Origin of the sequence: Marinobacter caseinilyticus (genome assembly GCF_011074955.1) — a bacterium.
GTDB lineage: Bacteria > Pseudomonadota > Gammaproteobacteria > Pseudomonadales > Oleiphilaceae > Marinobacter > Marinobacter caseinilyticus.
In genome coordinates this window covers 100,645-119,258 of sequence record NZ_WUQJ01000036.1, presented here as the reverse complement: position 1 = coordinate 119,258, position 18,614 = coordinate 100,645, and the positions used below count along the sequence as shown (strand labels likewise).

16 protein-coding genes and 1 tRNA gene are annotated in these 18,614 nt (G+C 56.0%); 11 read left to right on the top strand and 6 right to left on the bottom strand.

The window, feature by feature from the left end; genetic code table 11:
- Window positions 1-78 precede the first annotated feature (78 nt).
- Window positions 79-155, top strand: a tRNA-Met gene (locus GRX64_RS18525).
- A gap of 128 nt (window positions 156-283) precedes the next feature.
- On the opposite strand, the gene dapE is transcribed toward GRX64_RS18525, so the two are convergent.
- The 6 genes from dapE to map all read right to left on the bottom strand — a co-directional run bounded on the left by dapE (window position 284) and on the right by map (window position 7,633).
- Complete coding sequence (dapE, locus tag GRX64_RS18520; protein WP_166269508.1) at window positions 284-1,417, bottom strand: succinyl-diaminopimelate desuccinylase; 1,134 nt, start codon at window positions 1,415-1,417, stop codon at window positions 284-286.
- A 175-nt stretch (window positions 1,418-1,592) separates the two neighbouring features.
- Window positions 1,593-2,621, bottom strand: a complete 1,029-nt coding sequence (gene dapD / locus GRX64_RS18515) for a 2,3,4,5-tetrahydropyridine-2,6-dicarboxylate N-succinyltransferase (RefSeq protein ID WP_166269506.1) — start codon at window positions 2,619-2,621, stop codon at window positions 1,593-1,595.
- A 61-nt stretch (window positions 2,622-2,682) separates the two neighbouring features.
- The gene (locus GRX64_RS18510) at window positions 2,683-3,027 is read right to left on the bottom strand and encodes an ArsC family reductase (RefSeq protein WP_166269504.1); all 345 of its coding nucleotides are present in this window, start codon (window positions 3,025-3,027) and stop codon (window positions 2,683-2,685) included.
- Window positions 3,024-4,220, bottom strand: coding sequence for a succinyldiaminopimelate transaminase (gene dapC / locus GRX64_RS18505; RefSeq protein WP_166269502.1), 1,197 nt, complete (start codon window positions 4,218-4,220; stop codon window positions 3,024-3,026). Before dapC ends, GRX64_RS18510 begins: the two co-directional genes overlap by 4 nt.
- The gene (locus tag GRX64_RS18500) at window positions 4,217-6,862 is read right to left on the bottom strand and encodes a [protein-PII] uridylyltransferase (RefSeq protein ID WP_166269500.1); all 2,646 of its coding nucleotides are present in this window, start codon (window positions 6,860-6,862) and stop codon (window positions 4,217-4,219) included. Before GRX64_RS18500 ends, dapC begins: the two co-directional genes overlap by 4 nt.
- On the bottom strand, window positions 6,863-7,633 hold the full coding sequence (gene map, locus GRX64_RS18495) for a type I methionyl aminopeptidase (RefSeq protein WP_166269498.1): 771 nt from the start codon (window positions 7,631-7,633) through the stop codon (window positions 6,863-6,865).
- A 278-nt stretch (window positions 7,634-7,911) separates the two neighbouring features.
- Between map and rpsB the strand changes: the two genes are divergently transcribed.
- The 10 genes from rpsB (at window position 7,912) to GRX64_RS18445 (ending at window position 18,560) form a co-directional block, all read left to right on the top strand.
- Window positions 7,912-8,661 carry a 30S ribosomal protein S2 gene (rpsB, locus tag GRX64_RS18490; RefSeq protein WP_166269496.1) on the top strand — a complete coding sequence of 250 codons (750 nt, stop codon included), beginning with the start codon at window positions 7,912-7,914 and terminating at the stop codon, window positions 8,659-8,661.
- Between the two features lie 196 nt (window positions 8,662-8,857).
- Window positions 8,858-9,727, top strand: a complete 870-nt coding sequence (tsf, locus tag GRX64_RS18485; RefSeq protein WP_166269494.1) for a translation elongation factor Ts — start codon at window positions 8,858-8,860, stop codon at window positions 9,725-9,727.
- Between the two features lie 234 nt (window positions 9,728-9,961).
- A complete protein-coding gene (gene pyrH, locus GRX64_RS18480) occupies window positions 9,962-10,696 on the top strand; it encodes a UMP kinase (RefSeq protein WP_166269492.1) in 735 nt (244 codons plus the stop codon).
- Window positions 10,697-10,775: 79 nt separating this feature from the next.
- Window positions 10,776-11,333 carry a ribosome recycling factor gene (gene frr / locus GRX64_RS18475; protein ID WP_166269490.1) on the top strand — a complete coding sequence of 186 codons (558 nt, stop codon included), beginning with the start codon at window positions 10,776-10,778 and terminating at the stop codon, window positions 11,331-11,333.
- A 67-nt stretch (window positions 11,334-11,400) separates the two neighbouring features.
- On the top strand, window positions 11,401-12,171 hold the full coding sequence (gene uppS, locus GRX64_RS18470; protein ID WP_166269488.1) for a polyprenyl diphosphate synthase: 771 nt from the start codon (window positions 11,401-11,403) through the stop codon (window positions 12,169-12,171).
- 22 nt (window positions 12,172-12,193) lie between these two features.
- On the top strand, window positions 12,194-13,033 hold the full coding sequence (locus GRX64_RS18465; RefSeq protein ID WP_166269486.1) for a phosphatidate cytidylyltransferase: 840 nt from the start codon (window positions 12,194-12,196) through the stop codon (window positions 13,031-13,033).
- A complete protein-coding gene (ispC, locus tag GRX64_RS18460) occupies window positions 13,033-14,211 on the top strand; it encodes a 1-deoxy-D-xylulose-5-phosphate reductoisomerase (RefSeq protein ID WP_166269484.1) in 1,179 nt (392 codons plus the stop codon). The genes GRX64_RS18465 and ispC overlap by 1 nt, the downstream gene beginning before the upstream one ends.
- A gap of 57 nt (window positions 14,212-14,268) precedes the next feature.
- Window positions 14,269-15,618, top strand: coding sequence for an RIP metalloprotease RseP (gene rseP, locus GRX64_RS18455; protein ID WP_166269482.1), 1,350 nt, complete (start codon window positions 14,269-14,271; stop codon window positions 15,616-15,618).
- Between the two features lie 43 nt (window positions 15,619-15,661).
- Entirely contained in the window at window positions 15,662-17,980 is a 2,319-nt protein-coding gene (gene bamA, locus GRX64_RS18450; protein WP_166269480.1) for an outer membrane protein assembly factor BamA, read from the top strand.
- A gap of 82 nt (window positions 17,981-18,062) precedes the next feature.
- Window positions 18,063-18,560: an OmpH/Skp family outer membrane protein gene (locus GRX64_RS18445; RefSeq protein WP_166269478.1), complete on the top strand. Its 498-nt coding sequence runs from the start codon at window positions 18,063-18,065 to the stop codon at window positions 18,558-18,560.
- The last annotated feature ends 54 nt before the right edge of the window (window positions 18,561-18,614 follow it).

The window sequence follows — 18,614 nt, the reverse complement described above, 5'->3', positions numbered from 1 at the left end:
CGAAGGGAGTCGCCGACCTTCGGATTATGAGCCCGACCTGGTAGGTCAGCTCGATGGAATGGGCGAGAAAAAGTTTGTTGCGGGGTGGAGCAGTCTGGTAGCTCGTCGGGCTCATAACCCGAAGGTCGTAGGTTCGAATCCTGCCCCCGCTACCATATTAAAAAGCCGGTCATTCGTGACCGGCTTTTTTTTGCGTGGAATTTATTCAGTCCGCCTTTTAACGCTCTCACAACAGGTGTTTCGCAGGCGCGGATTCAGTCGTGAAAACCGGCCTTATGGCCGGTTATTTTGTGAGTAATTCGATGAGCATTTGCTCGTAGATCTGGGACAGGGTGTCCAGGTCGTTGGCTTTTACCCGTTCGTCGATTTTGTGGATGGTGGCGTTGATGGGGCCGAGTTCGACGACTTGGGCGCCGGTGGGCGCGATGAAGCGGCCATCGGAGGTGCCCCCGGAGGTCGATAGCTTTGTCTCCAGGCCGGTGACCCTTCGAATGGCGGTTTGGGCAGCGTCGACCAGGGCGCCTCGGGCAGTCAGGAACGGCTCGCCGCTCAGGTGCCAATCGATATCATATTTGAGGTTGTGCGTGTCGAGGATGTCCAGTACCCGGGCTTTCAAACTGTCGGCGGTATTCTCGGTGCAATAACGGAAATTGAAGTGCACCAGCATTTCGCCGGGAATGACGTTGCTGCCGGTGCCCGCTTCCAATTTGGTGATCTGGAAGGTGGTGGCCGGGAAAAACTCGTTGCCATCGTCCCAATGTTCGTTGGCCAGCGCCGTCAACACTGGCGATGCGGTGTGGACCGGGTTCTCAGCCAGGTGCGGATAGGCTACGTGCCCCTGCACCCCCTGGACATTCAAATAGCCATGCAGGGAGCCCCTGCGGCCATTCTTGATGACATCCCCTACTGACGTGGTGCTTGAGGGCTCTCCGATCAGGCACCAGTCCATTTTTTCCTGCCGAGCTTCCAGCGTTTCTATAACCTTGACAGTGCCGCTGTGCGCCGGGCCTTCCTCGTCGCTGGTGATCAGCAGGGCGATCGAGCCTTTGTGATTCGGGTAGTTGGCCACGAAGCGTTCGCAGGCGGTGACAAAGGCCGCCAGACTGCCTTTCATATCCGCCGCCCCACGACCCAGCAGGTAGCCGTCTTTTACAACCGCGTCGAACGGCGGGTGAGACCAGTTTTTTTCCGGGCCGGTGGGCACCACATCGGTATGGCCGGCAAAAGCCAGCAATGGTCCTTTGGTGCCTTTGCGGGCCCAAAGATTGTCGACATCGCCAAACCGCATGGATTCCTCTGTGAAGCCAAGCGGCGCCAGTCTCGACATCATCAGTGTCTGGCAATCGGCGTCGTCCGGCGTTACGGACGGGCGACGGATCAGGTCAATGGCGAGATCTAATGTAGGGCTTAAAGGCATGGCAATGTCCTGACAAAAGGGTGTTGATGTCCCTGTTTACAATAAAAAGCGAATCACAGGCCGCAGGGCGTGACCGGTCATCGGCTCCGTGGTGCCGTCGCCCGGTCATCATGCCTGCTGAGTGAAAAACCTCGCGATGCGTGCTGTGGGCATCACTGGTTTCCACTGCAACGGATCAGTTGTTGGCGTGCAGTTCCGAATTCAGCTCGATGGCTGTTTTGTTGGTTTTGCACTCAACTGCGCCGGTCTGAGAGTTGCGGCGGAACAGCAAATCGGATTTGCCGGCCAGATCGCGAGCCTTCACGACCTCCACCAGGGCATTGCTCTCATCCAGCAGAGCAATCTTGGTGCCGGAGGTAATATACAGGCCAGCCTCGACCGTGCTGCGGTCGCCCAAGGGAATGCCGATACCGGAATTGGCGCCGATCAGGCAGTTTTCGCCGACCGAAATGATGATGTTGCCACCGCCCGAGAGCGTGCCCATGGTGGAGCAGCCGCCCCCCAGGTCAGAGCCCTGGCCGACCATGACGCCTGCAGAGATGCGGCCCTCGATCATGCTGGTGCCTTCGGTACCGGCATTGAAGTTAATAAAGCCTTCGTGCATAACGGTGGTGCCTTCGCCCACATAGGCGCCGAGCCTTACGCGAGCGGTGTCTGCTATGCGCACACCCTTGGGGACCACGTAATCGGTCATCTGAGGGAATTTGTCGACCGATTTGACCTCAAGGATCCGGCCGTCCAGGCGAGCCTGAAGTTGGCGATCGTCCAGCTCGTTCAAGTCAATGGCGCCTTCGTTGGTCCAGGCCAGGTTGGGCAGTTGGCCGAAGATGCCGTCGAGCTTGAGACCGTGAGGTTTGGCCAGACGGTGCGAGATCAGGTGCAGTTTGAGATAGACCTCGGGCGTGCTGGACGCGGTGTCGTCTGTTTCCAGCAGGGTCACGACAACTGGACGTTGGCTGCTTGCGGCCTTGGTCGCCAGGGTGGCCTGACCGATGTAGCCAGCCTGCTCAAAGCCATCGGCCAGTGCTTTTAGCTGGTCTTCCGTGACGTCCATGGCCTCGTTGCCACCACTGTACTTGAGCGTGTTGGTGACGACCTCCAGCAACGTTGCCTCAGGCAAAAGCACCGGCTGCTGGTAGTAGACTTCCAGCCACTCGCCCTGTTTATTTTGGGATCCGATACCAATTCCGAATGCAAAGCTCATGATTACCAATGCTCCTGATCTGTGTCTAAAGGGTAAACAGTGTTTGGGCCCAGAGTGGGCATTAAGCTAAAAAATCAGCGGCCCATTCTTCGGCGTTGAAACCGACGCTTATGGTTGCGCCGCGTTCGACCACCGGGCGCTTTATGATGGACGGGTTATCCAGCATGAGGTCGTGTGCCGATTGTGCGGAGATGTTATCACGAACCTCAGCCGGCAGTTTGCGCCACGTTGTACCGCTGCGGTTCAGCAGCCTTTCCCAACCAACCTTTTGCTCCCACTGGCCCAGTTGCTCCGGGCTCAGGCCGTCTTTTTTAACGTCATGAAAATGGTGGTCGATACCGTGTTCATCCAGCCATTTTCGGGCTTTTTTCACGGTGTCGCAGTTTTTGATGCCGTAGATCTTCATTGCTTTACAAACTCAACAATTCGGTGGGCGGCTTCAATGCATTCGTCCCGGGGCGCCACAAGCGCCATGCGGATGCGGTTTTCGCCAGGATTGTAGCCATCAACGGTGCGGGACAGGTAGCGCCCCGGCAGGACATGCACATTCTTTTGCGCCGACAGCTCCCGGGCAAAGGTCTCATCGTCCATCGCGCCGGTGTGAGCCCAGAGGTAAAAGCCGGCATCGGGGAAGTCCACCGTCATCACGGCACGCAAAATAGGCACCACCGCATTAAATTTTTCTCGGTACGCCGCACGATTTTCACGGACATGATCCTCGTCCTGCCAGGCGGCAATGCTTGCCAGTTGATGCTGAACCGGCATCGCTGAGCCATGGTAAGTGCGAAAACGCAGATACTCCTTGAGAATCCCGGCATCACCCGCCACGAAGCCGGACCGCAGCCCTGGCAGGTTGCTGCGTTTGGACAGGCTGTGAAACACAATGCAGCGGGCGTAGTCGTCACGGCCGATTGCGGCACAGGCTTGCAGCAACCCTTCGGGTGGGTTGGCTTCATCCGGATAGAGTTCGGAGTAACATTCATCAGAGGCAACGACGAAGTCGTACTGGTCGGCCAGCTCGATCACGCGGAGCAGCGTGGCGCGCGGAATCACGGCCCCACTGGGATTGCCCGGCGAGCACAGGAACAGTATCTGGCAGTCTTCCCAGACCGCCGCCGGTACGTCGTCAAAATTCGGAATAAACCCGTTGTCGCCATCACAGGCCAGATAATGGGGTGTAGCCCCCGCAAGTAGCGCTGCGCCTTCGTAAATCTGGTAGAAAGGGTTGGGGCTGACCACGATCGCCGGCTTGCTCGCATCGATGACGGCTTGCACCAGCGAGAAGATGCCTTCCCGGGTGCCATTGACGGGCACGATGTGGGCTTCCGTCGTCAGGCTGTGGGGCGCTAGCTGAAAACGCCGCGTCGCCCAGACAGCAATCGCTGCTCTCAGTTCATCCATGCCCTTGGTGGTAGGGTAGTTGGCCAGCCGGTCCAGGTTGTCGGCGATTACTCGTTTGACGAATTCGGGTGATGGGTGTTTGGGTTCGCCAATGCCCAGTGCAATGGGGCTCAAATGTGCCGGAGGTACCACATTGGCTTTCAGTTTCGTCAGCTTTTCAAAGGGGTAGGGGTGCAATCGGGACAAATTCGGGTTCATTGAGTGTCATCCAGCAAAGTGCAGAGGTCGTCCTGGAGTGATTGGCACACCGCCGGATCACTGATGGCGTGGCCCTGTTCGTCGGTCACAAAAAACACGTCTTCCACCCGTTCCCCCAGGGTGGCGATTTTGGCGTTGGTCAGCCGTACCCGGTTTTCCAGTAACACCTGACCGACCCGAGCCAGCAACCCTGGCCGGTCCGGAGTGATGACCTCCATCACCGTGCGCTGATTGACGGTGTCGTTTGAAAACGTCACTTCGGTAGGGAAGGCGAAGTGCTTGAGCTGTCGAGGTGTGCGCCGGTGGATGATGTCCGGGTAATCGTCCGGGTTATCGAGCTCTTCAATCAGGCGCTCACAGACCCGGTCCTTGCGGGCGGGGTCGTTGCCCAGCGGTTGGCCTTTCTCATCCAATACCACGTAGGCACTGATTGAATAGGGGCCTTCGGTGGTGCTGATGCGGGCGTCGACAATGTTCAGGTTGAGTTGTTCCAGTACCGCCGTGGTCGCTGCAAAGAGTGCTACCCGGTCTTTTACGTAGATGATGATCTGTGAATAGCCGTCCGTCGGGCCACCTTTGGTGTCGCGAATCATCACCAAAGGGTCCGGATCATCCCCGTGCCGGATAATCGCGGCCGTCTGCCAGGCAATATCGACCGTGGAGTCTTGCAGGAAGTAATCTTCGTCCAGCGTATTCCACAGGCCGTCTATCTGCTCGTCGGTCATATTCTGGGCGTGCAGGATTTCTCTGGCCTCGGACTGGGTGGCGCGAACCCACTCCATGCGATCCACCGGATTGTCAGTGCCGCGTCGAAGGGCTCGTTTGGCCTCAATGTACAACTGCCTCAACAGCGAGGCACGCCAGGTATTCCAGAGCTTGGGATTGGTTGCACTGATGTCGCAGACCGTCATCACGTACAGGTAATCCAGGTGCACCTGACTTGGCACTGAGCGGGCAAAGCCGTGAATAATGTCGGGGTCTGAGATGTCTTTGCGCTGGGCGGTCATCGACATAAGCAGGTGGTTTTCCACCAGCCAGGAGATCAGTTGTGTGTCGCGCGAACTCAAATGGTGGCGTTTGCAAAAGGCTTCGGCGTCGACGGCGCCCAGTTCGGAATGGTCGCCGCCCCGGCCCTTTGCGACGTCGTGATAAAGGCCGGCGATGTAGAGTACTTCCAGCTTGGGCAGGCGGTGAATCAGTCGGGACGCCAGCGGGTAATCCTTTCGAGCCTCGGCACTCCCAAGGCGAACCATGTTGCGAATCACCCGCAGTGTGTGCGCATCAACCGTGTAGATATGAAAGAGGTCGTACTGCATTTGGCCGATGATCTCACCAAATTCCGGTAGGTACCGGCCCAGGACGTTGTATTTTTTCATGTGGGACAACGTCTGATCGAGCGCGTGCGGGGTCTTGAGCAGCTCCATGAACAGAGACGTCACCGCCAGGTCGGAACGGAAGGCGTCGTCCACCAGATGCCGATGCGCACGCAATGACCGGATGGTAGTGGCCCGAATACCTTTTATATCCGGGTGTTGCGCCATCAGGACGAAGATTTCCATGATGGCGTAAGGGGCGTAGGCAAAGACCTGATTGTTCACCGCCTCGATGTACAGATTGCGGGTCTGGAAGCGCTTGTTTAGGGGTTGTATGTCCTCCCGGCCTTCGGTGTCCAGAATCGCTTCATCGTAATACTGCAGGATCACATCGGCGAGTTCGGCCAACGCCAGTACCGTGCGATAGTACGCCTGCATCATCAGTTCGACACCCAGGCGTTTGCCCGCGTCCCGGTAGCCAAGCATCTTGGCAAGGGCGCGTTGATGATCAAACAGCAGGCGATTTTCATTGCGATCGGCAATCAGTTGCAGGCCGTACCGCAATTTCCAGAGAAAGGTCTCGCCTTCCAGGAGGATCTGGTATTCCTCCTCGGTCAGAATGCTGAAACGGGTCAGGTCCTCGATGCTCTGAAGGCCAAAGTGGCGTTTGGTGATCCAGCCAATGTTCTGAATGTCTCTCAGCGCCCCGGGGGAGCCTTTGACGTTGGGTTCGAGGTTGTATTCCGTGTCGCCGTATTTATCATGACGTTCTTTCTGCTCTTCCCGCTTTGCAATGAAATAGTCGCGGTCGGTACTGACGTCGTCGGAGTAGACGATTGTGCTCAGCGTTGCCCGCAGTTCATCGGGCCCGGCAATGGTCCGGGTTTCCAGCAGATTGGTAAGGATGGTGATGTCTTCACGGGCGGCGTCGGTGCTTTCTTTAATGCTGCGAACGCTGTGGCCGATATCAAGGCGCAGGTCCCACAGCAGTGTCACGAACGCGCTGAGATCTTCCTGCCACGCTTCTTCCACGCCATTACGCGTCAGTATCAGCAGGTCGATGTCCGAATGCGGGTGCAATTCGCCGCGCCCATAGCCGCCCACGGCCACCAGTGCTATATCGGCTGAATCGGCAAACGGGTAACGGGACCAGATCAACCGTAGCACGCGGTCTATCACATCGGCGCGATGACGCACCAGGTAGCGCACATCAGTGCCCTGTTGGAAGGCCTCCGCATCGGTATCGTAGGCGGACCGCAGCAGTTCCCTGGCGGGAACCACCGGCGAGGGGTCTTGGCGGATGCGGGATTCCAGCGCCGTCAGATCCACTTAGAACGACTCTTCCGATCGTTTTGTGAGAACATCGTAGCCATCCGCGGTCACCAGGATCGTGTGTTCCCACTGGGCCGACAATTTGTGGTCTTTAGTGACCACGGTCCAGTCATCTGGCAGCAGCTTGCAGTCTTTCTTGCCCTGGTTGATCATCGGTTCGATCGTAAACGTCATGCCTTCTTGTAGCTCAAGGCCCGTGCCGGGGCGACCGTAATGCATGACCTGCGGCTCTTCGTGGAAACCCCGGCCGATGCCGTGGCCGCAGTATTCGCGGACCACCGAGTAGCGGCTCTTCTCCGCATGCTGTTGGATCACGTGGCCGATGTCTCCCAGCCGTGCGCCGGGTTTCACCAGTTCAATGCCTTTGTACAGGCATTCCTGCGTGATGCGCACCAGGCGTTCGGCGGCAATCTTGGGCTCACCGACGAAAAACATTTTGCTGGTATCGCCGTGGAACTCATCCTTGATGACCGTGACGTCGATATTGACAATGTCGCCGCTTTTCAGGGTTTTCTTATCGGATGGAATGCCGTGACAGATAACGTGGTTAACCGAGGTGCAAATGGATTTCGGGAACCCTTTGTAGTTCAGGGGGGCCGGAATTGCTTTTTGCACATTCACAATATAGTCATGGCAAATCCGGTCCAGCTCTTCCGTCGTCACACCGACTTTTACGTGTTCGCCGATCATCTCGAGCACATCGGCCGCCAGTCGGCCGGCGACGCGCATTTTCTCGATTTCTTCCGGGGTCTTGATTGATACCTGCATTGGGAATCCCGTTAACTTGAATCAGGGCTTCATTTTAGGGGGCGGGGGCCTGCGGTACAAGACATGCGGGTTTTCATTGCTTTGAGGGGGTTTAAGTCAAAATATCTGGCGCCGCTGGGCGGAAATATGGTATAAACGCGCCCGCCAAACCGTGATCGAAATATCACAACCAGGCAAATTCGCACACGCGTCGACACGTTATCCCAGGGTGCCTGTTTTATCAGGTTGGGTTAATTGGACGTGTGGAGGACTAACCCGAAGCTAAAAAGGTAAATATCATGGCTCAGGTAAATATGCGTGACCTGCTCAAGGCAGGTGCTCACTTCGGTCACCAGACTCGTTACTGGAACCCGAAAATGTCGAAGTTTATCTTCGGCGCCCGCAACAAGATTCATATCATCAACCTTGAACAGACAGTGCCTGCATTTAATGACGCGCTGGATTTTGTTCAGAAGCTTGCCAACAGCAAGAACAAGGTACTGTTTGTGGGTACCAAGCGCGCGGCTGCAAAGATCATTAAAGAAGAAGCCGATCGTTCAGGTCAGCCGTACGTTAATCACCGCTGGTTGGGTGGCATGCTCACCAACTACAAAACAATTCGTCAGTCGATCCGTCGCTACCGTGATCTGGAAACCCAGAGCGGTGACGGTACGTTTGACAAGCTGACCAAGAAAGAAGCGCTCGAGCGCACCCGTGAAATGGACAAACTTGAACGCAGCATCGGCGGCATCAAGGACATGGGCGGTCTGCCGGACGCACTGTTTGTTATCGACGTTGATCACGAACGCATCGCGATCAAAGAAGCCAACAAGCTGGGCATTCCGGTGATCGGCATCGTCGACACCAACAGTGATCCAGACGGTGTTGATTACGTTATCCCAGGTAACGATGACGCAATCCGCGCGATCCAGATCTATGTCAAAGCGGTTGCCGATACCTGCATCGAGGCGTCACAGACTGGCACTGGTGCAGACGAATTCGTTGAAGTCAACGAAGGCGTCGAGGGTCAAGCACCAGCGGCCGAATAAGTCACGCGGTGCTAGTTGCTGATTCTGCTTCGGCACTTAAGAGGGGGCTTAGGGGTAAACTCCGGTCCCCCTTTCTTTAAGCGGAACCAGCAGCAAGGCGCGGCGGCTCTATGCTGCGCCGAACATTGATAGATGCTGCGCCGGTTGTTGACACGCCGGTGCAGATTCCCAGATTCCTGATATGAGAGGATTGAACATGGCTGCAATTACCGCTGCAATGGTCAAAGAACTGCGTGACCGTACCGGTCTCGGCATGATGGAGTGCAAGAAAGCGCTCGTCGAAAGCGAAGGCGATGTAGACGCGGCAATCGAAGAGATGCGCAAATCGTCTGGCCTGAAGGCTGCCAAAAAAGCTGGTCGTACTGCCGCTGAAGGCGTTGCCTTGGTCAAAGTCGCTGATGACAACACCAGCGCAATGATTCTGGAAGTGAACTCCGAGACCGATTTTGTGGCTCGTGACGACACCTTTATGAACTTTGCCCGCGAAGTGCTGGATGTTGCCTTTAGCAAAGGCGAGACCGATGTCGCCAAGCTGATGGAAGGCGAATTGGAAAGCAAGCGTGAAGCGCTGGTTCAGAAGATCGGTGAAAACATCACCGTACGTCGGATCGTCGCGATCAAAGGCGCCGTAGTTGACGGCTACGTTCACAGCAACAACAAGATTGCATCCGTGGTCGCATTGACCGCAGGCGATACCAATGTTGCTCGTGACATCGCCATGCACGTTGCCGCGGTCAATCCGCGCGTTGGCAAAGGCGAAGACATGCCGGCGGAGGAAGTTGAGAAGGAAAAGGATATCATCCGTGCTCAGCCAGACATGGCGGGCAAGCCGGCGGAAATCGTCGAGAAGATGACGACCGGTCGTATCAGCAAATTCCTGAAGGAAAACAGCTTGGTTGACCAGCCTTTCGTCAAGAATCAGGAGCAGACAGTGGGGGCCCTGATCAAGAGCCAGGGCGCCGAGCTGACCGGCTTCCTGCGTCTGGAAGTTGGCGAAGGCATTGAAAGAGAAGAAGTGGATTTTGCGGCTGAAGTCGCTGCGGCGGTTGGCGGCAGCAAGTCCTGATTTCCCATATCGGTTGACCTCCTGCGCCAGGCGCAGGAGTGCCAGTCGACATTGTCTGCCACGTGAGCCGGATACTTTCGGTTCCCGTGGCGGGCTTGTATCTGAGATACCCCTTTTGCAATGTGAGAGGTATGTCAGATACTGGCCCGGTCAGCTGGGGATTTGCGTTCACCAGTTGGTCTGCCCACTGAGTCATTGTCCGGAAGGACACCATGAACAAGGGGACACATCATCATGCCTAAGCAGTCAGGTACCCAGCCCAGATACAAGCGAATATTGCTCAAACTCAGTGGCGAAGCCCTGATGGGGGAGCATGATTTCGGAATTGACCCCAAAGTACTTGACCGTATGGCCCTGGAAATCGGCGCCCTGATCGGCATTGGTGTGCAAGTGGGTTTGGTTATCGGTGGTGGCAACCTGTTCCGTGGTGCGGCTCTGAACGCTGCTGGCATGGACCGCGTGACCGGCGACCATATGGGGATGCTGGCCACGGTCATGAATGGTCTTGCCATGCGTGATGCGTTGGAGCGCTCAAATATTCGTACCCGCGTCATGTCAGCCATTCCCATGAGCGGTGTGGTTGAGCATTATGATCGCCGTCGGGCCCTCAGGGATCTGAAAGACGGTGACGTGGTTATTTTCTGTGCCGGTACGGGCAACCCTTTCTTTACCACCGATTCAGCGGCCTGTTTGCGCGGTATCGAAATCGAGGCGGATGTGGTCCTGAAGGCAACCAAAGTAGACGGTGTATACTCTGCAGATCCGGTCATAGATCCGACTGCCGTAAAGTACGAACGTTTAACCTATGATGAAGTGCTGGATAAGAAGCTGGGAGTCATGGACCTAACGGCTATATGCCTGTGCCGGGATCAGGGCATGCCAGTTCGCGTCTTTAATATGAACAAGCCGGGCGTGCTGACCCGTATTGTCGTTGGCGAAAACGAAGGCACGCTGATTCACGCGGACTGAAAAAAAGCAACAACGCTTGGGCGTGAAGTGCTGTGAGCACTCGCCGGGAATGCTGAACTAACGAATTGAGGATATTGCAGTGATCGACGAAATTAAATCTGACGCCGAAAAACGCATGAAAAAAAGCCTGGAGGCTTTGACATCGGCCTTTAACAAGATTCGCACGGGCCGTGCGCACCCATCCATTCTCGACAGTGTGCTGGTGAATTACTACGGCCAGGATACACCGCTACGGCAGGTTGCCAGTGTCAACGTAGAGGACAACCGAACCCTTGCCGTATCAGCCTATGAAAAGCAGCTCATGCCGGTGATCGAGAAAGCCATCATGATGTCGGATCTGGGCCTGAACCCGTCCAACAATGGCGATATTATCCGTATCCCGATGCCAATGCTGACTCAGGAAACCCGTAAGGACATGGTCAAGCAGGCCCGGGCCGACGCCGAGCATGGCAAAGTCAGCGTTCGTAATGCGCGCCGTGACGCCAACAGCGTTGTCAAAGAATTGCTGAAAGAAAAAGAAATTACTGAAGATGATGAGCGTCGTGCGGAAGACGAGATTCAGAAGCTGACGGACCGCTACATTGCTGAAATCGACAAAATGCTTAAGTCCAAGGAAGAGGATCTGATGGAGGTTTGATCCTCCTGGTCACTTTCGGTATTCGATCAGTGGGCGCTGCGTGCGGGCTTACTGAGAAGGGGAAGGCATGACGGAAAATGTAGCGGCGGGCATTCCGGTTTCAGCAGGCAATCGGCCCAGGCATGTAGCCATTATCATGGACGGTAATAACCGCTGGGCTAAAGCCCGGCGGTTGGCGGGCGTCGCTGGCCACAAAGCCGGTGTGAATGCGGTGAAGGCCGTGGTCGAGACCTGCGCCCGGGAAGGGGTCGACGTGCTCACGCTGTTTGCTTTTTCCAGTGAAAATTGGCGGCGGCCGGCTGAAGAAGTGTCGGCGCTGATGCGGCTATTTCTGTTTGCGCTGGAGCGCGAGGTCAAAAAACTGCACCGCAATAACATTCGCCTCAAAATTATTGGCGACCGCACTGCATTCAGTCCCACCCTGCAGGACCACATGGAGCGTGCAGAGACCTTAACCGAGCACAATACCCTGATGACGCTCGTCATTGCCGCCAACTATGGCGGGCAATGGGATATGACTCAGGCGGCCCGACAAGTGGCCGAAAAAGTGCAGGCGGGCACCCTGGTTCCATCCGACATAACCGATGTTACCCTTCAAGAACACCTCTCCACCGGCAACCTGCCGATGCCGGATCTGATGATAAGAACCGCAGGCGAGCAGCGCATCAGTAACTTTATGCTGTGGCAGTTGGCCTACACGGAGTTCTATTTCTCAGAGGTGTACTGGCCAGACTTCCGAGAGCAACAAATGCGTGAAGCATTGAACGCTTACGCCAGCCGGCAGCGGCGATTTGGTCAAACGGATGACCAGATTGCCCACCGCTGCGCCTTAAAATAACGACAAAAGAGCGAACCGCACTGTGCTCAAAACTCGCATCATTACGGCTTTAATTATGGCGCCCATTGCCGTGGGTGGCATTTTCTTCCTGCCACCTCTGGGCTTTGCCTTGTTTACCGGCATCATTATCACCATTGGCGCCTGGGAGTGGGGCAACCTGGCCGGCCTGACCGGGCAGGCCGGTCGCATCGCCTACGCGGCGCTGGTGGCAGCCATTCTGTATGGTCTGATCATTGTCAATGCCGTCGGCGTGTTATGGCTGGCACTGGCCTGGTGGGTAGTGTGTTTTATTTTGGTACGGCAGTATCCTGATGCTAGCCAGTACTGGCAACCGACGCCCATTCGGGCGGTCATGGGCTTGCTGGTTCTGGTGCCCGCCTGGGTTGGGCTTAACCACCTGCGAAATGGCGACTTTGTCTTTGGCGAGATATCGAACAACCTGCTGCTGATACTCTATGTGTTCTGTATCGTTTGGGTGGCGGACATTGGCGCCTATTTTTCCGGACGGGCCTTTGGCAAAGCCAAGCTGGCACCCCGAGTGAGCCCGGGAAAATCCTGGGCAGGTGTTTGGGGTGGTTTGCTGGCGGTGGGTGTGTTTTCCGTGGTGATCAGTCTGCTTGCCGACGCCAGTATGCTCAACGGTGCGCTGTTGCTGGTGGCGAGCCTGATCACTGGCAGCGTGTCGGTGCTGGGCGACCTATTGGAGAGCATGATGAAGCGGTTTCGTGGAATCAAGGACAGCAGTCAGCTACTGCCGGGCCATGGCGGCATAATGGATCGCATCGATAGCCTGACAGCGGCAATCCCGGTGTTTGCATTGCTGATAACATTGCTCGGCTGGCTGGCGGCGAGCGGCCTCTGATGCGTCATGTCACCATACTTGGGGCGACCGGCTCGATCGGGATCAACACTCTGGATGTGATCCGTCGTCACCCGGACCGATTTTCGGTGTACGCCCTGACCGCGAACGCCAATGTCGATGAGATGGCTCGCTTATGCCTGGAGTTTCAACCTCGGGTGGCGGTCATGGCGGATCCGAGCGCGGCTGAGAAGCTGGCGGAAGCGCTGTCCTCGCGTTGCAATACCCAGGTGCTTGGCGGCCCAGAGGCGTTGTGTGAAGTCGCCAGCGCGGCGCAGGCCGATACGGTTATGGCGGCGATAGTCGGTGCCGCCGGATTGCCCCCGACACTGGCCGCTGTCGGCGCCGGTAAGCGTGTATTGCTGGCCAACAAAGAGGCTCTGGTGATGTCCGGCCGGTTGTTCATGGACGCCGTTCAGGCGTCCGGGGCGGAGTTGTTGCCTATCGACAGCGAGCACAATGCGATTTTCCAGTGCTTGCCGCCATCCATGGCTCGAGACATGGGGGCTGCCGGCGTTCGGCGCATCCTGCTGACGGCCTCGGGTGGGCCGTTCCGGTCCCACAGCGCCGAAGCGTTACGCGAGGTTTCACCCGCGCAGGCGTGTGCCCACCCGAACTGGTCCATGGGGCAGAAAATATCGGTAGACTCAGCCACCCTGATGAACAAGGGTCTGGAGCTGATTGAAGCGTGCTGGTTATTCAATACCGTGCCCGACAACATTGAAGTGCATGTCCACCCTGAGAGTATCATTCACTCCATGGTAGAGTACCTCGATGGGTCCGTACTGGCACAGTTGGGGAGCCCCGATATGCGGACGCCCATTGCCAATGGCCTGGCCTGGCCGGAACGTATTGACGCCGGTGTTGCGCCGCTCGATCTGTTTGCGTTGGGGAAGTTTCATTTTGAGCGCCCTGATCTGACCAGGTTCCCCTGCTTACGGCTTGCTGCCGAAGCCTTCAAGGCGGGGGGGACGGCCCCAGCGGTGCTGAACGCCGCGAACGAAGAGGCCGTGGCGGCATTTCTGGCAGAGCAGTTGTGTTTCGCCGACATTCCCGTTGTCATAGAGCGGACGCTGGCGGCGATGCCAGTGATGCCCGCCGACGATTTTGACACAATTTTCTTGCAGGACCAGTTGGCAAGAGCAAAGGCACAGGAACAGATCCGACGACAGCTTGTCTGAGAAACGGGGCTATCGCGCCACCATCGTATTACTTGAGGCCTATTGTTTGAGAACTATATGCAGATAATTCAAACCGTGTTGGCACTGATTGTTACGCTCGGCATTCTGGTCACGATCCACGAATTTGGTCATTTTTGGGTGGCCCGGCGATGCGGCGTTCGGGTTTTAAGGTTTTCAGTCGGTTTTGGCAAACCGCTGTTCTCCCGGTTTGACCGCCATGGAACCGAATTTGCGATTGCCGCCATTCCGCTCGGTGGTTACGTCAAAATGCTCGACGAGCGGGAAGGGCCGGTTCCAGAGCACCAGCGTTCCGAGGCATTTACGTCAAAGCCTCCAAGCCAGCGAATTGCCATAGCGGCCGCCGGGCCTGTCGCCAATTTTTTGTTCGCGATTGCGGCTTATTGGCTGCTGGGCATGGTGGGGTACACCACACCGGCGCCCTTTGTTGGTGAAGTGCAGCAGGATTCGATTGCGGCAGAGATGGGCTTGTCAGGCGGCATGGAGATCATTGAGGTCGATGGGCGCCCGGTAAGCTCCTGGCGTGAAATCAACATGCGGCTGCTGGAGCGGGCGGGTGAACACGGTCCGATCCAGATGGCCGTTTCTGAAAATGGTCAGCCTCGCACCTTGACGGGCGACTTGAACGGTTGGCAGTTTGACGACGAAAGCCCCAATCCGGTCGCACTGCTGGGCCTTACGCCTTGGCGTCCCGCAGTGCCTGCAACGTTGGGTGAGATCATCAGCGGTGGCAGAGCGGCGACGTCTGGTCTTCAGGTGGGTGACCGTATCACCGCTGTTAATGGCGAGCCGGTGTCCGATTGGTTTGATTTGGTGCGCTGGATTCAGGCCTCGCCCGAAACAGAATTGATGCTGAGCGTCGTTCGTAATAACGTGACGGTCTCGATTGAAGTGACGCCGGCCGAAAGGGAGGGCGCCGACGGCAAACCTTCCGGTTATGTCGGCGCTGGTGTGAGTCCGGTTGGGTGGCCGGAGGATAAGCTGAGGAACGTCAGTTACGGGCCTTTGGCAGCTATTCCCAATGCGGCCTCTGAAACCTGGGCTGACACCCGGCTGACCTTTGTGGCCATTCAGAAAATGCTGACAGGGCTGCTATCACCTACAAATCTCAGTGGTCCGATTACGATTGCCCGAGTCGCGGAAGCCAGCGTCAGCTCGGGATTTGAAGATTTTATCCGCTTTCTGGCTTACCTGAGCGTTAGTCTGGGAGTGCTAAACCTGTTGCCCGTACCGGTTTTGGATGGTGGTCACATCGTTTACTACACCATTGAAGCAATACGCCGAAAGCCGCTCTCAGAGCAGGTTCAGGCGATTGGGTTACGAATTGGTATGGCAATGATTCTTACATTAATGGTGTTTGCTCTTTACAACGACCTGATGCGGTTGTGAGAATTGCGACCTCCTAACGCGCGTGAACAGGCGAACTAACCGAATGAGACGTTCTCTAACTGGCGTGGCTTTTAGCCTCCTGGCGACAGCCTGGGCCTTTCAGCCGGCGCATGCCGACGAATTTGTGATTTCCGACATTGAAGTGGAAGGCTTGCAGCGAGTTTCCGCAGGCAGTGTCTTTTCTTCCTTCCCCGTGGATATTGGCGAATCCATCAATGAGATGGAACTGGCCGACGCCATCAAAACGCTGTTTCGCACCGGATTGTTTACGGACCTGGAGGCCAGCCGGGATGATGGCGTCCTCATCCTCACGGTCAAAGAGCGCCCCGCCATCAGTTCAATAGACATTGAGGGCAACAAGGCGATTGAAACGGAGATGCTCACCGATGCGCTGAAAGGCGCCGGATTGCAGGAAGGACAGGTCTTTCGTCGTGCGACACTGGAGCGGCTGGAATTGGAAATCCTGCGCTCATACGTCGGTCAGGGTCGCTACAATGCGCGAGTCAAAGCCACTGCCGAAGAGTTACCCCGAAACCGGGTCGCCATTCGCCTTAAAATTAATGAAGGCGATGTGGCCTCGATCAAGCACATTAATATTATCGGCAATGACGCCTTTAGCGATGAACAATTGCTGGATCTATTCGAGCTTGAAACCAGTGGTTGGTGGAGCTCGCTCACCAGTTCGGACAAATACGCCCGTGAACGCCTGAGTGGCGATCTGGAAACCCTGCGCTCGTTTTACCTTGACCGCGGTTACCTGGATTTCAGCGTAGAGTCGAGCCAGGTGTCTATCTCCCCGGACAAGAAAGCGGTCTTTATCGCGCTGGCCATCAGCGAAGGCCCTCAATACACGGTCTCGGACATCCGGTTGAGAGGGGAACTGATCGTTGACGAGGAGGAGCTGCGCAAGCTCATTCTTATCAAGGAAGGTGATATTTTTTCTAGGGAGCAGGTGACCAATACGTCTGAGTTGCTGTCGCGCCGCCTGGGCAGCGAGGGTTACACCTTTGCCAATGTAAATGCAGTGCCTGAAACCGGCGACGATAATACCGCTGCGGTGACATTCTTTATCGAACCCGGAAAACGGGCGTATGTTCGTCGCGTCAATTTTGACGGTAACGTATCCACCCGGGATGAAGTGCTGCGTCAGGAAATGACCCAGATGGAGGGTGGGGTCGCATCCACCGATCGGATTGAGTTCTCCAAGACACGACTGGAGCGGCTGGGCTTTTTCGAAACCGTCGATGTTGAAACCGTGCCGGTGCCTGGCACCGACGATATGGTGGACGTGAATTATTCGGTGGAAGAACAGCCTACTGGTAGTCTGTCGGCGTCGGTTGGTTTCTCTCAGGTATCCGGTGTCATTCTGGGTGCCAACATATCGGAGAATAACTTCTTTGGCACCGGCAAGCGCGTCTCTATTGGCGCCAACTTCAGTGATTCCATCAAGAGTGCGAATTTCGCCTATACCAATCCTTACTTCACCGTCGATGGGGTCAGCCGGGGCTTCAGTCTGTTTGCCCGTGAGACCGACTTTGAAGAACAGGATATCTCGTCGTTCCTGCTGGATGAATACGGTGGGCGCCTGACGTTCGGCTATCCGATCGATAACGTGACACGGCTCAATTTCGGCGTCGGTTACACCAAGTCAAAAATTAAAGCCGGGGCATTTACGTCCGAGGAAGTCCGTGACTTTATCGAAGACGAAGGCGAAGAGTTTGATAATTACTTCCTGAACGCCTCCTGGCGTCGCAGCACCCTTAACCGTGGTGTGTTACCCAGCGATGGATATAGCCTGAGTTTATCCGGTGACATTGCGGTCCCTGGTAGTGACTTGACGTACTACAAGGTCAATCAGAGAACTGAGTTCTACCAGCCGTTGAATGCCAATCAGACGTGGGTCTTCCGGGCTCGTAGTGATATTGGCTATGGCAATGGCTACAATGATCGCCAGGTCATGCCGTTCTTTGAACACTTTTTTGCTGGCGGTTACGGCTCGGTCCGCGGTTTCCGTGCCAACTCATTGGGGCGAAAGGCAACCAATAGCCCGAACGACTTCTCGGATCCGGATCCGTTTGGCGGTAACTTGCTGACGGAAGGCAGTCTGGAGCTTATTTTCCCGACGCCCTTTGCCGGCGATACGCGGTCAATGAGAACCGCATTCTTTATTGATGCCGGCCAGGTGTTCGACCCGGATCGAGGGTTTGATCCGGCTTTCAATGAAGTCAGGGTTTCGGCGGGTATTGGCTTTCAATGGATTACTGCGGTAGGCCCATTGGCATTCAGTCTTGCTAAACCCCTCAATGACAAGCCTGGAGATGAAACCCAGATCTTCCAGTTCTCGTTGGGTCAGAGTTTCTGATGGGTGTTGCTGAACGCAGTGTGTGAACCCTTACAATCGTTTTTATAACCAGAACAATAAGGATCTCAAGGAGATGATGAACATGTTTAACTTACGTTTACTGGCCGGTGTGATGACGTTGTTGCTGGCCGTTCCTGCCCTGGCGGAAACTCGTATTGGGGTTGTGGATTTGCGCCAGGCATTGTTTTCCTCCTCCGATGCCCAGGCCTTCAGTGAACAGCTGCAAAAGGACTTTGCTGACGACGAAGTAAAAGTCAGGGGCGTTCAGGATGAAGCTCGTAAGCTAAAAGAGCGCATCGAAAAAGACGGTGCCATGATGAACGAATCGGAGCGCAGCAAATTGGCCTCCGAATTTCAGGAAAAAGTGAAAGAGTTTAACTTCCTGAAACAGCGCCTGGATTCGACTGTGGCGAGTCGCAAGCAATCGTTTCTGGAAAGTGCGCGTCCGCAAGTCGACGCCGCCGTCAAAGAGCTTCTGCAAGAAAACGATCTGGATTTGATTCTGCCAAGTGAAGCCGTGGTCTATGCCAAGCCCGACATGGACCTGACCTCGCAGTTGTTGGAAAAGCTGAATCAATAAACAATGATTGCGGAAGAGAGGGCGCCTGCAGCCCTCCTGGTGTCCAAGCGCGTG